Below are 16,022 nucleotides of genomic sequence, written 5' to 3'. Positions count from 1 at the left end.
AAGTTTTGAATGTATAAATTGACCCCTCTCCAAACCTCTCCCCGACGCGGAATGTGGGTTTGAAAACCCCATTCCCTGGTAGGGAAGGGGGGCAGGGGGGTTAGGTTTTTGGAGATTATGGGTTTCATCTGATACTTTCCAAACAACCTCTAAGACTATCATTTAAACTATCATCTATTTTTTTGCGGAGTGATGATAAAAACATTATGTCATTTCCTAGATCAGAAACTTCATCTTCATATTCATCCAAGTCTTCAATTTGATTGATTCTTTCTTGGTATTTTACCATCAAATTATCAACAGCTTCGATCATAAATTTGATGTCTTTAAATGATAAATCCATAGCTAATTCCTTCTAGAGATGATTGTCACTACTATTCATTAACTTTAGAGAAATATGTGCCTATCTGTTGCAATACTTCTTTATAATCCTCCAATGGCATATCTTGAATGGGTTTCCACAGCCAATGATTATCATAGTCATTAACTAATTCTAGCTGTTCTGGTATTTTTGTCCCTGCTTGTAATCGCCACCAATTTTTACCATATCCTGGATTAGCAAATGTTGATATTCCGCCTGTTGATTCCCCATCTGCTAAAGTAGTCATAACCCACACTTGCCCATCTTTATCATAGCAAGCTATATCTTTATTAGGGCGAACATTATCCATTCTGGGGGAATTGGCATTTCCTTGTCGATAAAGAGTAATTGGTGTATTGTCCATTAAAGTGGGCTTTTAGTCTTTAATTTGTGTATTAAATAGAATAATGCTTGTCAAAATAAATGCTAAAAATATCGCTAAATTCCGTAATAAATCAATATTACTATGTTTAACAGCGATCGCTATTAATGCCCAAACCGTAACACCAGTATAGGGAATATCTTTGTACCTAATTGCAATCACAGCCGCAATCGTTGTGGCTATCACCAACATGATCATAGTCCAGACCTGACTATTCATACCCCAACCATTCCAACCATAAAAATATAGTGCAGAAGCCACATTTACCACAGTTGCCACAGAAATCCAACCCAAATAAATACTCACAGGATTATGCAAGCATAACTTTTTCGTTTGAGATACCCGCTTTTTGCCAATGCCTAAAATATGATAAATAGCCATCAGCGGTATGAGAATACCGAACATAGCCACAACAGAAAAAGCAAAAAGTCTAGATAAAAATAAATACACCCAAATACTTTGAAAAACAGAAGCAATCACTAACAGATAACCTGTTTTGCGTAAATCTGCATCCTGTTTTTGGTTAGGTAGAAATTGATAAACTGCTAAAGCGAATAGTCCTAAATAAATCACTCCCCAAATGACAAAAGCATAGTTAGCAGGAATAATCAACACATCTTTAAATAAAGTGTTAGAAATTGCCCCTATACTCAGTCCATTTAAGGGAAAAATATTTGATGCTACATTCACCACAAAAGCACCAACAACAGCAACTAAAGTTATTAGTTGTCGGATAAAATCTTGATTATGATTGGAAGTAGATTGCTGCATAGATAATTACCAAGTTGGATCACTAAAAAGATGTATCGTTAATTTATCTTTCCCTGGTGGAACTGCGGTAATACAAGCCCGGATAACTTCACCATCATCTAATTCTACAGTACAAGCGTGACAAGTTCCCATTAAACAACCGGTAGGAATGGATACTCCAGCCCGTTCTGCGACATCTAACAAAGGTTCTCCTACTTGGGCATTAACGGTGATATCATCTGGTAAAAAAGTAATTTGCATAGTCCTATATGGCTTTTTATTTGCTAAAGAATAGATGAAAAAGAAGAATTATAAATCACTAATTAGGGCTTAAGTAAGTCGGCCCAATAAAATCGATATATGTTTAGTTTTGTAAAAACCGTGAAACACCCTATTTATAAGGTATTCGTTAATTTATATTTCGTTACATAGATTGATTTTTTAACGCCGACCTACTTACTGAATAAACCGAAAACCTAGATAGATTAAGAGTTTCCCGGTTAAAAAAGTGAATTAGGTGCAAGGAATAAGGATTGAAACCATTAAAAACCTATCACTTTCTGAAATTTGAAACTATTCTTCTCTCCTTCTAATTCTTCCTCCTGACTCGGTGACTCCTGACTCGGTGACTCCTGACTCGGTGACTCCTGACTCCTAGCCCTCAGGAAAAGACTTTTTCAGCAAGCCCTAATTATTCCCCTAATTATTTTGACATAAAGTTCTATAACTTTCCTTTTTATAGGCATCGCTTCTGGTCAGGTTTGGATTATATAGTAGATAATTTTTTAATATATGGCAATTACTTTCCAGTAATCTTTCTAATGTCATATCCGATAACTTCCGTAAAATTACATGACTATTACCACTACCAGCCGCTAATATTTTACCATCTGGACTAAAACTAACGCTGCTTAAATCTTCTGCATCACCTTTTAAAACCATCATTAAAACACCTTCTTGATTCCACAACCTGATTTTATTATCACTGCTGACGGCTAGAGTTTTACCATCTGGACTAAACTTAGCACTAATAAAACCATCACCATACCCCATCAGGGTTTTTTGTAATTGACCGTTCTCACTCCAAATTTTCACCGTACTATCAAGACTAACAGAAGCTAATAATTTACCATTAGGCGACCAGGCTACACCATTTACCCTGCGAGTATGACCAGTTAAATTTTTGATCATTTCGCCATTACTTGTCCATATTTTTACCGATTTATCATCACTAGCGGAGGCTAGAAATTTACCATTAGGACTAAAACTCACCCAATTAATAGCATCAGTATGACCATTTAAAGTGTTTAGTAGTTTACCATCTTGATGCCATAATTTTATGGTTTTATCTTTACTAGCAGAAGCGATAATTTTACCATCTGGCGACCAAGCCACAGCTAAAACTGGATCATTATGACCAGATAATGTTTTTAATAATTTACCATCTTGATGCCATAATTTTATAGTTTTATCTTTACTAGCAGAAGCAATAATTTTACCATTAGGCGACCAAGCTACAGCCCAAACTTGATCATTATGGGCTATGAATTTTTTGAGTAATTTACCTTCCCGATTCCAGATTTTGATTGTTTTATCCAAACAAGCACCGGCAATAGTATTACTATCAGGACTAAAACTAATACTTGTTACCCAATCATTATTGGCTTGGGGATTAGGTAAAATTAGACTATCCCAACGCCACAAAATAATAGTTTTATCTCTACCAGCAGATGCTAAAGTTAGTCGGTCAGGGCTAAAACTAACACTATTTACCCAACCATTATGTCCTCGCAGAGTTCCTAGTAAATTACCATCAATACTCCAAACTCTAACTGTTTCATCCATACTAGCAGATGCTAGAGTATGACCGTCGCTGCTAAAATTGATACTAATAACACCGTTGCTATGTCCAGAAAGAGTTTTGAGTAATTGACCTTCTTGATTCCATAATTTGATTTTTTTATCTAAACTTGCAGAAGCCAGAATTTTACTATCACTAGACCAAGCTATAGCTAAAACAGCATCTTCATGGGCTGGTAAAGTTTTGATTAATTGACCTTTGCTACTCCACAATTTTATGGTTTTATCAGCACTGCTAGAAGCCAAAATTTTCCCATCATTAGACCAAGCTACGGCTAAAACAGCATCTTTATGACCAGATAATGTTTTTAGTAGTTTACCTTCTTGATTCCACAATTTTATGGTTTTATCGGTACTTGCAGAGGCGATAATTTGACTATCAGGATGGAAACTTACACTATTCACTATAGATGTATGACCTAGTAAAGTTTTGAGTAGTTTACCTTTTCGACTCCAAAGTTTAATTGTTTTGTCTTGACTAGCGGAAACTAACATTTGACTATCAGGACTAAAAATAACACTATTTACTACATCTTCATGTCCTGATAAAGTGTTGATTAAAAGACCATTAGGACTCCAAAGTTTAATTGTTGTATCTGCACTAGCTGAAGCTATTAAAGATTTATCTGCACTAAATGTCACCATTCTGATTCCCGACAAATGACCTTCTAAACGATTACGTTCTTTGACTCCATAAACCGCCTGATACAGTGCAGTTAATACCTTCTCTTGAGTAGAAGTATCTATCCATAGAGTTTTTTTTAATTTTTTTCCTGCTTTCAAACTTTCCTTGAGAGCATCAATACCTTTTTGAGAAGCAAATAAAGTCTCACTAGATGCACTTAGAGTTTTCATTTCACTATCTGTGGACGTAATCACAGAAGTAGTTAAGGCAAACATAGCAATAATAGAAGCTGTTAAGGCTATTTTCAGGGCAATATTTAATCTAATTGCACCCAAACGTTGTTTTTCTTGGCTATCGGTTAATTTTGCAAGTAACTCTTTTTCTTTTAATTCTGTGCGTAAATGTTGAATTTCTATTTGACTTGCTTCTTCTCGCTTTCGTAATTCTCTTAATTCTGCCAGTAAATTATCTCCTTGTGAATGGTGTGTCTGTTCTAAACTAAGGCCGTTCTGAGTTTTTCTTAATTCACTTTTAAGCCGTTCAATTTCTTGATAACTATTTCTAACCTGATCCCGTAATGTATTAATTTGTGTTTGTAATCCAGATTCCTGTTGTTGTAAATAACGAATTAAGCTGACTAAATAATCATGAATTAATTGATAGCGTTCGGGAACATTAGGAAATATCACAACTAACCCGGAGCGAACTAAAATATCTAAAATCAATTCTAAGTTACTAGGATCTTCTAAATCTGAGAGTTCTAATGTTAATTCTGTCCGGGTTTTAAAAGGTCTTTTATTATGATCATCTGTTAATAAATATAAAACCAGGAGAGCCGCCCGTTCGTGTTCTTTTCCACATTCTTTAATTAATTCTTGAATATATGTTTGAATTAACTTATTGGGACGATATGCTTGATACTGGGCAAGGGTAGTAATATATTTATCTTGTAATTGTGCGCCCGCTAATTGCAATTCTATCGGACGAACTTCGCCCAGTTCTGAAGACAAATCAGCAACTAACGCATCAATTAAATCTGGTTCTAATTTGAGTTGGGATTGATTATGTGAACGTTCAGTTAATTTCTGAATGATTTTTCTGGCATTTTCAGGAGAAAAGTTATTAAGTTGATAACGAATATTTTTGTCAAGAATATTATTATTAATTGTTTCGATTGATGAAAGACATTTAAAATCTAGAAGGCGATGTAAATAATCTTCGCGCAAAGTCAAAATAACTTTCACAAAAGATACCCCTAAACAATCACTAATAAATTGATCAAATATTTGTTTTTTGTGAATATCTGTATCACCAAAGAAAAATTCTTCAAATTGGTCAAAAATTAACACTGTAATTAAATGATTATCTGCATTTTTCCGTAATTTTTGCAAAATACTATTAATAGTTGTAGGTATAGAAATATCAGATCGAAATTCTGTTTCCATGGCTGATATTTTTTGCATTTCTAACATGGCCTTGGTAAAAGATTTACCTAATTCTCCTAACCAATCTGTATAGACTTGGAGGACAACTGGTACAGCAATTTGATCACCAACAGCCCGGTTTTGCAGTGCGGGAACTAAGCCAGCCGTAACAGTAGAACTTTTACCAACACCTGACTGTCCATGAATAACTATTAATTTTTGGTCTGCACGACTAATTCTCCCAATTAAGTTATTAACATCATATTCTCTACCAGAAGCGGCAATTTCTAAGGCTATACTATTACTGGCAAATGTAGATATTAAAGTGGGGTTGGTGACTTGTCTTTGCGGTTGTAACCGTCCAGCCCCAATAAAGGGGACAAAACCATATTGTTGTTCTACAGAACGGAGTTTTTGTTTAATAATATAGGCTTGAAGATAGTGTCCTATTTGAAAGTATAATGATCTTAAATTATGTAATAAGCGAATATAACGATGGGCATCATATTTATGTTCACTGTTTTCTAAAGCTGATGACAGTTGTTGAGATGCTGCATTTATATATTCTTTTGCTACCGTTATTTGTCCTAGATGATTGAGGGCTTCTGCTAAAGTTAATAAATAAATTTGTTCTAATATCAGAGGAAATAAATAATGATTTGATTCTGGGTGATTTTTTTCTGTTTCTAATTGTAGTAGTGATATATGCGCTAAAATACTAGCTTGTATCCAGTTGGAATTATGTACAGCTACCTGTGCTAAAAAACCATAATCACAAGCTAATTGAATTTTCCTACCATATATTTGATGTAATTCTAGGGATTTTTTAGCGACAACTTCTAATACTGTCCATGATTTTAAACTATATAAGACTTCTAATAATTGTTCAATAAATTCCGAAACTAAATCTATCCGTCCAGCAATTTCAAATGTTTGTAAACATTGCTGAAAATATGTTTTAGCTGATTGCCAATATCTTTCTCTTGATTTAGGATTTTGTTCGGCAAGACGACAGCAACATAATCCAATATAAAATAATAAAATTGACCGTTTTAAAAGATCAGCATAGGATGAATCAGATAATTCTGCTGTTCTATCAGTTGCATATTCTGTTAGCCATAAGTTTTCTTGATGATGCCAAAAACGCAAACTTTTCTGAAAGTTATTTAAGGCAGAATCAATCCGATTATTGACATAATCATCTATGCCAAAAATAAATTCTAACCTAGCATTTAATTCTGCTTCGATCTCAATCCCCCTATCATACAATTCCTTAATTGCATAATGCAGTTGATCACTGCTAATCCATACTTGTTCTAAGGTGACAGGATTACCTTGTGCATAATTACTTTGTAAAACTCTCGTAAATAGATCGTCAGTTTCTTGGTGGAGAAATTCTAGTAATCCAATAGAGGTCATTTCAAATCTAATTGGTGTAGCTGCCCAACTGGCAAAATCGGGAGCTAACCGCAGGATTTTCTGTAACACTTCATCATTTACCCAAAAAATCATGGGGATTTGATAACGTTTACGAAATTCATCTCGGACTTGATTAATGGAACGCAGGAGATCATCTATTTCATAGATTGATTCAAACCCCATAATCATTAATCCGGCAGGTTGATTAATGGTAAGTTGTGATTGAATTGTGGTATATAAACTTGTAGCATTTTGGGCTAAAGTAATACTTTGAATACGCTCATTTCCCCAACCATTAATTGCTAGTTGTTGCCGGATTATATCTCGCAGAAATTCGTAGTTACAGCACAGCAAGATAACTGAAAACTGATTTTTAGAAAAGGTAATTGCTCTTTCTAAACTACGTAAAGACTGTTGATTCGCAGCGATTATATTCTCTGCTTGCTGTCTTTTAACCATAATTTAAATTTTTCGGTTTCTGCTAAAACTGGGTTAAGTGCAAACCAAACACCCTGGTGATCACGATATTCAAATACGAATAAACTCCGTAATAAAATATCGTACTCTACATTGCCTCTAACTCGTTGATCTTGGATTACCTGCAAGATTAATTCACTTTCATCCAGATCAATGGCATTAGCCCGGTAATCTCGTTGTCTTTGGATTACTAATTCTACACATTTGCGGTCAAAAGGTGGATCTTGTTCTCGTAAACAATCAAATAGTAGCCCTAATAAGTCGCGGACATGACCACCACTAATCAAACACAAACGATCTAGAGTATCTAGATGATCAAATAATTGGGTAACTAAATTTAAACGATCTGTTGGTGATCTGTCAGGAAAGGCTCTTGCTAATACCATTTGTCGCATTAATCCTAGTCCTTCTGTATTAATTTCTCCAGAACGTTGCCGCACGGGAATCATTGGTAATACTTTCGGTGCAACTCCACCTCCTAAACGATGTTGTAGTTCCGCACTATCATTAGAAAATGTCAAAGCTAAGGGAATTGTGTAAACTATGTGGCAATTCAATTTTCTTAATTGTTCTCCTCGATCAATGAATAAGTATTCTGGTAGCGATCGCCCAGACGGTAAAGGACGAACCGCCACCCGATCCAAGTTATCCACAATCACCACCAATCCCTTCTTACCCCTAGCTTTTAGCTCCAAATTAGCCCGATCTAATAGCTCTTTATTAATTGATTGTAAGATATTTTCTGTGCGTGGTTCTAGATAGTCTCTTAACCGTCTGCGTAACTGAGGACTTTCTTTAGTTTTCGCCGTAATTTTGGCAATCCCCACAGATAATTCCGCTTCTACCCCCAGTTCTAAAGGCGTTTGCAAAAAATCTACCAACTCCCTAAACAACTTAGTAAAGTAACTAGGTTGGACACGCAGTTTCATCCCTTCCAAGTTTTCACTCACCAAACCCGCGATCGCTAATAAAATATCTGTAATATCTATATCTACCATTTCTAAAACATGGGTAGACTCAAAATAGACAACATGAAAATCTCGCGCTTCCAACTCGGCCTTGAGTCGTAGCAATTCCGTAGATTTTCCACAGCCCAAATGTCCCGTAAATAATTGACAGGTTGGTATATTTGGGGAAATCTTTGTAATAGTCCGCAGCAGAGCTTCAATAATTTTTCCCCCACGGACTGAAGTAAAATCAATATAATACATCCGGTCGTCTACGTTCTCAATCATCAACGGCCGGGAAGGATTACAAGCTTGATAAAATCTTTCTAAGTTAAGAAGCATAAAAAATTAATTCACGCTGTAATGGTCATAACATGATCTGTCACAATCTCTTTTACAGTGGAAAACCGAACATATCCGCAAAAACCAGGTATAGAAACATAACTAATTTTAGATTTTTCTTCACATCTTCACGCAAGAAAATCCAAAATCAGTATTTACTTGAATACATTCAGAACAAAATCAAAAAAGTAGTAGTCCCTGATAAACAAGCATAGATAACATCTGGATGACTCCCCCTACCGAAGCCAACCAAAATATATCCAATATTGAAAGTTGAGAAAAAATCTGATGATCTGATAAATCTCGCTTAACGCTAATTATTTAAGCTCGGTTACAAATATTACTTTGTAATCAAAAAATATTAGTCCTTGCATGTACCTTTACGTAAACAATCTCCTTGTGGCTCATCTCTAGCAGAGACCTTAACCACTAACTGTGATTGAGTATAATTTTCGATTCTTGCTTGAGCATTATCTCTAGACAGCTTATTTCCTGCAAAACAAGCACTGGAATTGCACAGATAAACTGACAACACCATTAGTCCTACACCAATTGTTTTTTTCATATCTAAATTCAATTCAGATTTCTATTGCGTAATCAGCAACATTATTTTGATCAATCGTGAAAACTTATTAATCAGCTAATAGTTCTAAAAATTGCCAGAAAAATCTGTTCATAGTCTCAAATAAGACACTACAAAGAATGCAACCTTAAAGCGCATTAGTATATCCTTGTCTAGTCAGTATAGAAATAAATCAAGATTTATACTTGGTTTTACCCAACTACATCTTTGATTGATCCCAGACTGAGATAAACAAGTTATTGTTTTCATTGATTCACAGATTAAAGTTATATCTGTGATGGCCAAATCCACTCTTACCCCCCTGGCAGAGTTAATTTAACCACAAGATAACGTGCTTGATACGTATACATTTACTATGGGAAAATCCCGGATAAAAAAATCTTTTTTTGACCAGAAACAAATATAAATATTATCCGTCAACATAGAACAGAACGTAATTTAAAGTACATTTGTATTTAATCGTAAATTTAGAGTATTTTTTTTAAAGCATAAAAAAACCAGATTTAACAAGCTATACAGCTAGGAAATACTGCATAAAAGGATATAAAATCTGCAATTAATACTTATGTATCAAGTAGTAATAATTTAGAAATGCACAAAATCTATTTTGTGCTAATTAATACAGACGTAAAATCAAAGTCCAAATGTAAAAATAAAAATAAAAATAGAAATGCTACCAAAAATAAATACGGCTATTTTCGTGAATTATTTACAACTTCAAAAGTTTTCGAGCGGATTCCCTATAAAATAGTGAACGAAGATTGCCTAACAAATGTTTCCCACTTTTCCTACTCATGACCTCTTCACAAGACGTAGATACCATAAATTCCCCCGGCTTAGACCCAGAACCATCTATTAACCCGCTAGATGAATTACCAGGTGAAGTGGAAATGTCCATATTTGACCACCTGGAGGAGTTGCGGCAAAGAATTTTCTATGCCCTCATAGTGGTAGTAGTGGGTATTATCGGTTGTTTTATTTTCGTCAAACCCCTAGTACAGCTACTAGAAGTTCCTGCTCACGGCGTTAAATTTCTGCAATTAGCTCCGGGAGAATTTTTCTTTGTCTCCATGAAAGTTGCTGCTTACGGTGGTTTAATCCTGGCTACTCCCTTCATTCTTTATCAAATTATCCAGTTTGTACTTCCTGGCCTCACCGTGCGGGAACGGCGTTTAGTCATCCCTGTGGTGCTAGGCTCAAGCGTATTATTTGTATGCGGCTTAATTTTTGCTGACATTGCACTCATTCCCGCTGCTTTACAATTCTTCATTAATTATGGTGCTGATGTTGTTGAGCAACTTTGGTCAATTGATAAGTATTTTGATTTTGTGCTGTTATTGTTATTCACCACAGGACTAGCATTTCAAGTTCCAGTTATTCAAATTTTGCTCGCTACCTTGGGAATTGTTTCCTCACAAATCATGTTAAAAGGTTGGCGTTATGTAATTATGACAGCAGTAATTTTGGGAGCAGTGCTGACACCTTCTACCGATCCTCTGACCCAAAGTCTTTTAGCTGGTGCGGTTTTAGGACTATACTTTGGGGGGATTGGACTAGTCAAAATCATTGGCAAATAATTCAACTTGTCAGTGGTCAGTGGTCAGTTGTTCGTTGTTCGTTGTTCGTTATTTCCTAACCAGTAATTTACTTAATTGTTAATCGCTATGCAGAAAGCCAGTTATCCTCATTGCTATCCTATAAAATGAGGCTTGATAAATTAGTTTTGTCAACGCTGGCTAATTTATAGCTAACGTTATCTAAAACCAACTTAACTTTAACTTTTACAATAGGGATACTTCACCAGCATGGCTCAAGAGCGCACGTTACCCACATTTAATACTGCCACAGTCCAAATCACCAAAGAAGAAGGATTGGGCTTATACGAAGATATGACATTAGGACGTTTATTTGAAGATAAATGTGCCGAAATGTACTATAGAGGAAAAATGTTTGGTTTTGTCCACCTATACAACGGACAAGAAGCAGTTTGTAGCGGCATTGTCAAAGGTGCAATGCGCCCCGGTGAAGATTTCGTTTCCAGCACCTACCGTGACCACGTTCATGCTTTAAGCGCCGGAGTTCCCGCACGAGAAGTCATGGCAGAATTATTTGGTAAAGCCACAGGTTGCAGTAAAGGGCGCGGTGGTTCTATGCATATGTTTTCGGCTGAACATCGCCTATTAGGTGGTTATGCTTTCGTAGCCGAAGGTATTCCCGTGGCTGCTGGTGCTGCTTTTCAATCTAAATACCGTCGGGAAGTTCTGGGAGACAAAAACGCTGACCAAGTAACCGCTTGCTTCTTTGGTGACGGTGCTGCTAACAACGGTCAATTTTTTGAAACATTGAATATGGCAGCTTTATGGAAATTGCCAATTCTCTTTGTGGTCGAAAATAATAAGTGGGCAATTGGTATGTCTCACGAACGGGCAACTTCTCAACCAGAGATATACAAAAAAGCCAGTGTGTTTAACATGGTGGGTGTGGAAGTTGACGGTATGGATGTTCTAGCAGTGCGTCAGGTGGCTCAGGAAGCCGTAGCCCGCGCCCGTGCAGGAGAAGGTCCAACTTTAATTGAAGCTCTGACCTATCGCTTCCGGGGTCATTCCCTGGCTGACCCAGACGAAATGCGAAGCAAAGAAGAAAAAGAATTTTGGTTTGCTCGTGACCCCATTAAAAAGTTAGCGGGTTATTTGCTGGAACAAAATCTAGCTACAGAAGCAGAACTCAAAGATATTGAAAAGAAAATTCAGGCTGTAATTGAGGACGCGGTTAAATTTGCCCAAAGCAGCCCTGAACCAGATCCTAGCGAATTATATCGCTTCATTTTTGCCGAAGACGTTTAGATTGGGTCATGGGTAATGGGTGATAGGTAATGGGTAATCAGGGAATATTACAAAATAAATAGCGTTGGTGATTAAAGAGATGAATTTGTCGGGCTTCGCCCCGCTTCGCTAACACGCTCCAGGGGCAGAGAGAAGGAGCTTGAGCGATATAATTTTTGATTTTTATGCTTCAATATAGCGATCGCCAACGCTATGCTTTTTTCCCAATTCAAAAATATGCAAGTTAGATGTAATAAAGCTTATACTCATCAAATTTATTAAGGGTTATAGTTGTATAGGATATGTTAATGGGTTAACAATGCCTGTTGTCTGGCATCCTCAAATGCAAAAGGCTAGTGTTTTTACCAAACAAGCAACCAAGCTTTGGGGTGGTCAAGTTAACTGGCGGACGGCGACTGCTTACGATGCGACTCGGGCAATTATTCAGGGATTAGAAAAAGCCAGCACACGGAGCGAACTACAAGCAACACTCCGCAATCCAGACTTTTCGACAAAGGGAGCAGGAGAGGTGGTGAAATTCTTACCTTCTGGCGATCGCTATACTCGTCCCAGATTGGTGCAAGTAAGATCCACTACAGCCAAGTATGAATTTGTCCTAATTGATCCACAATAGGTCGAAATGGTGGAAATGTGACAATGCTGCTATGAACAGTCAAAGACTATAAACTAGGTATGGTAGGGATTTGAGTTTAAATTTTTTGAAGGTTTGAGATCAAATTATCATGGTGGAATTTGTTGGCACGACAACTTACAATGAGGAAGAAAGGCCAGAGAAATTCATCTTACCAATGACAACTGACAACTGACAAATTTCTGTTAAAAATAGTGATATACATAAACCGGATTCGAGATTGCCTACGGCACGCTACGCGAACAGGAAGAACTATAGAATGACTTCAGAACAAATAGTTAGACGTTCAGATATATTAAACACTCAGGTAATCACCCGCGACAACGGTAAGCGGTTAGGTATCGTGAGTCAAATCTGGGTTGATATTGATCAAAGAGAGGTTGTGGCACTTAGTCTGCGAGACAGCCTCATCTCTATTTCTAGTTTGCCTCGCAATATGTATCTCAACACCATTAACCAAATCGGTGATGTTATCTTAGTTGATAACGAGGATGTCATCGAAGATGTGGAAGTAGAGATTCTCAGTAACCTGATGAACTGGGAAGTCATCACCGAAACAGGTGAAGTCTTAGGCAAGGTGAGAGGCTTTAAATTTAATGGCGAAACGGGTAAAATATACTCCATAGTCATTGCCTCCTTGGGATTACCGCAAATTCCTGACCAGTTTTTGAGTACCTATGAACTGTCCATAGATGAAGTTGTCAGCACTGGTCCGAGTCGCTTAATTGTGTTTGAAGGTGCTGAAGAAAGAGTAAACCAATTAACCGTAGGCGTTTTAGAACGGCTGGGAATTGGTAAAGCCCCTTGGGAACGAGATGCAGAAGAGGAATTTGGCTATACGCCCCCCCGCACAGTTGCCCCCAGCAATCAATTACCTAGCGGTGTACCCCTCCAAGCACCCCGGCCAAAAGTTCGCATTCCTGAACCTATAGCCCAGGAGGAGGAATGGACAGAAGACTACGTAGAGGAAGAAAGACCCCAGCGGCAAGTCATGAAAGCCCGTTCCTACGAGTCAATTCAGTATGATGAAGATGAAGAAGATAACTGGAGTGACGAAACAGTCAGAGATAGTTATCAGGAAGCACCCAGAACCGCAGCCAAGCCTGCTAAAAAGACCTACGCAGATCAGTATGATGACTATGATGATGATCTCGAAACTGATGCTTGGGATGATGCACCAAAGCCTGTGAATATTCCCAAAAAGGTCAAGGAACGACAGGTGGAATACGAAGAAGAAGGCGGATATTAAGTTTTGTAAACCCCCCTCATACTTATAGTAGAGGGGGTTATTTTTTTTTGAGTAGGGAAATTTTAGTTGAATATTAATTTAGATGCAATATTTACCAAGAGATAAAGTTTGAATAAAAGTACGAGATTCAGGTACATTCTGAAAGATTCTGCCTATACTTTCTGTGTTGATAAAATCTAGTGCTTTTTTATTAAAGTCTTCATCACTAAGAGTTTTAAGTTCTTTAGTACCATAAAGTAAAGTTTTTAATTCTCCTGGTTTCTTCCCATAAGCATCCTTAATTAATTTTTTGGGGTCTATTTTAGCAGCAGCTATAAATATTTCAGTTGAGGGAAACGTGACGACTGGAACTACTACAGGTAAATGTTCGTGTGTATAACCGTCTCTTGCCTTAGCTCGATAAAATTCTTCTATACTTCCTACTAATATCTTAGATATGCTGAATCTCCAGTCTTTAAAGTAGTCATCAGGAGCGGAAAGCGTCTGTTCAGTATCAGCAGTGAGCAATAAAATATCTCGGTTACAAATTGGTCCTACTTCCTTTTCAAACTCTGTAAAGGCTGTATAAAGAGTGTTTGTCACTGATTTTTTGAATTGTGAAGCTTGTTCACCTGTTAGATAGCAACCACTATTAATTTTATTTACCTCTTTACAATATCTTTCTACAGCATCATGAATGTTTTGCCGACTTAACTCAATATAATTAAGAGTCACATGATTTTGATCCCCGTCAGATAAAATACACTCAGAGATTTTTCTAAAAATTGCCCTGTCAGTAGCACCATCTCCAACAATTGCTATATTTCTCTCTAGCATTATATTTTACCTGATTACCCAATTGTTCCTGAATACCAAAGTTCTGCTAATTGATACTTTGGTATCTCAACTATCTTTTTACCTGTAGTTTCATCATCTACTATATCACCTTCTACAGTACCTATACCTACAAGGGTTTCCAGGGATGTATTTAGATTTCTGACATCACTAGTTCTATTACGTTTTTCTAAGCGAACTGTATAAACATGATCTAAATGATTATGGAACTCACGTAAAACAGATGGACTATGGGAAGTAATGATAAACTGAGATATGAAACCTTCTGAAGTTGGAGATGTCATTTGCCAAATCCAACGCATCAGTTCTTGAATATTACCAGGATTTACACCATTTTCAATCTCTTCTAAAAGAATCAGAGTTGGGGGTCTATAAAGAGAAGCGAGAAGACTAATAGCTGCTGCTTTCATGAATCCATCTGAAACAGAATCTGGTAAAAATTCTTCTACAATTCCTGTTCTTCCAAAATCAAACAGCCAAAATAGTTTGGAAATATCATAATTATAACGAACACCTTGAAAGTTATTTTCAAATCGTCTCATTAAGGCTATAAATCTTGTGAAAGTTCGTTCTTCTTTTTCTTTAATATATTTAATTACTGCTTGCAAACCACTACCTGTATTACCTAATTCACAAGGAATTTTATTGAAATCATTTTTTTCTATTTCATCAATATCACGAATTTTATCATCTTCAAATAAACCTTTAAGAAAAGCAGGTTGGAAGTGATAACTATATGTATTCACAAAGTCCAAAAAAAAGTCTTTACATAATTGTTTTTCTCTTGTTGGCAAAGATGTGTCATTTACAATTTTTTTCTGTAAAGCCATTAAATTGCTTGGATAATCATCTCCACTTGTAATTATTTCCTCATTATTACTATCTAGTCTAATTATGATTTTCTCATTGCAGTTGCAACTAACAAGGTTTTCAAAATTTCTATATTCATGCAATTCTATTTCATAAATAATACTTCCATTGGAGTTATGCCAATGTATAGTAAATCCCATTGATCTATCAGTAGCTAGTCTATAACGATAAGCATATAAGTCACTGTAGAGATTAACTGGTTTGTTTGGATTTCTAGGAAGGCCTCCTTTTACAAGCCGACAGAAGTGTTGTATGCCCTCTAGAAAATTAGACTTACCTGAATTATTATTACCAATCAATAAGGTGACTGGATGAAGGTCTATAGTAGTTAGCTTATGGGTTTTAAAGTTTTTAAGTGTAACTTGCGTAAACATAATTTTTTCTGGTAACAACTTAAATTTTACATTACTGCTGTAAATAATACA

General features: G+C 36.4%; 12 protein-coding genes. 4 read left to right on the top strand and 8 right to left on the bottom strand.

Translation table 11 applies throughout. The features are described from left to right. Nucleotides 1–124 precede the first annotated feature (124 nt). From BMF77_RS01420 to BMF77_RS01395, 6 genes are all read right to left on the bottom strand, one after another. Entirely contained in the window at nt 125–343 is a 219-nt protein-coding gene (locus tag BMF77_RS01420; protein ID WP_148760048.1) for a hypothetical protein, read from the bottom strand. A gap of 31 nt (nt 344–374) precedes the next feature. Continuing rightward, a complete protein-coding gene (locus BMF77_RS01415; protein WP_148760046.1) occupies nt 375–725 on the bottom strand; it encodes a hypothetical protein in 351 nt (116 codons plus the stop codon). A gap of 12 nt (nt 726–737) precedes the next feature. Further along, complete coding sequence (locus BMF77_RS01410) at nt 738–1,514, bottom strand: tryptophan-rich sensory protein (RefSeq protein ID WP_148760044.1); 777 nt, start codon at nt 1,512–1,514, stop codon at nt 738–740. 6 nt (nt 1,515–1,520) lie between these two features. Continuing rightward, on the bottom strand, nt 1,521–1,754 hold the full coding sequence (locus BMF77_RS01405) for a 2Fe-2S iron-sulfur cluster binding domain-containing protein (protein WP_015083174.1): 234 nt from the start codon (nt 1,752–1,754) through the stop codon (nt 1,521–1,523). A gap of 438 nt (nt 1,755–2,192) precedes the next feature. Beyond that, nucleotides 2,193–7,280, bottom strand: coding sequence for a hypothetical protein (locus tag BMF77_RS01400; RefSeq protein ID WP_148760042.1), 5,088 nt, complete (start codon nt 7,278–7,280; stop codon nt 2,193–2,195). Then, complete coding sequence (locus tag BMF77_RS01395) at nt 7,250–8,587, bottom strand: P-loop NTPase fold protein (RefSeq protein WP_148760040.1); 1,338 nt, start codon at nt 8,585–8,587, stop codon at nt 7,250–7,252. Before BMF77_RS01395 ends, BMF77_RS01400 begins: the two co-directional genes overlap by 31 nt. A gap of 1,377 nt (nt 8,588–9,964) precedes the next feature. On the opposite strand from BMF77_RS01395, the gene tatC reads away from it, so the two are divergent. The 4 genes from tatC (at nt 9,965) to BMF77_RS01375 (ending at nt 13,893) form a co-directional block, all read left to right on the top strand. Beyond that, nucleotides 9,965–10,747, top strand: a complete 783-nt coding sequence (tatC, locus tag BMF77_RS01390) for a twin-arginine translocase subunit TatC (protein WP_148760038.1) — start codon at nt 9,965–9,967, stop codon at nt 10,745–10,747. 228 nt (nt 10,748–10,975) lie between these two features. After that, on the top strand, nt 10,976–12,013 hold the full coding sequence (pdhA, locus tag BMF77_RS01385; RefSeq protein ID WP_148760036.1) for a pyruvate dehydrogenase (acetyl-transferring) E1 component subunit alpha: 1,038 nt from the start codon (nt 10,976–10,978) through the stop codon (nt 12,011–12,013). A gap of 298 nt (nt 12,014–12,311) precedes the next feature. Beyond that, nucleotides 12,312–12,626 (top strand): ABC transporter substrate-binding protein, encoded by a 315-nt coding sequence (locus tag BMF77_RS01380; RefSeq protein WP_148760034.1) that lies wholly within the window; start codon nt 12,312–12,314, stop codon nt 12,624–12,626. A 277-nt stretch (nt 12,627–12,903) separates the two neighbouring features. Beyond that, nucleotides 12,904–13,893, top strand: coding sequence for a PRC-barrel domain-containing protein (locus BMF77_RS01375; protein ID WP_015080105.1), 990 nt, complete (start codon nt 12,904–12,906; stop codon nt 13,891–13,893). Between the two features lie 78 nt (nt 13,894–13,971). Here BMF77_RS01375 and BMF77_RS01370 read toward each other — a convergent pair whose 3' ends face one another. Together BMF77_RS01370 and BMF77_RS01365 are read right to left on the bottom strand one after the other, a co-directional pair. After that, complete coding sequence (locus BMF77_RS01370) at nt 13,972–14,709, bottom strand: hypothetical protein (RefSeq protein WP_148760032.1); 738 nt, start codon at nt 14,707–14,709, stop codon at nt 13,972–13,974. A gap of 14 nt (nt 14,710–14,723) precedes the next feature. Next, nucleotides 14,724–15,971, bottom strand: coding sequence for an AAA family ATPase (locus BMF77_RS01365; protein ID WP_148760030.1), 1,248 nt, complete (start codon nt 15,969–15,971; stop codon nt 14,724–14,726). Nucleotides 15,972–16,022 lie beyond the last annotated feature (51 nt).

Source organism: Dolichospermum sp. UHCC 0315A (assembly GCF_008121535.1).
Lineage (GTDB): Bacteria > Cyanobacteriota > Cyanobacteriia > Cyanobacteriales > Nostocaceae > Dolichospermum > Dolichospermum lemmermannii.
This window is presented reverse-complemented; position numbering and strand designations above follow the sequence as displayed.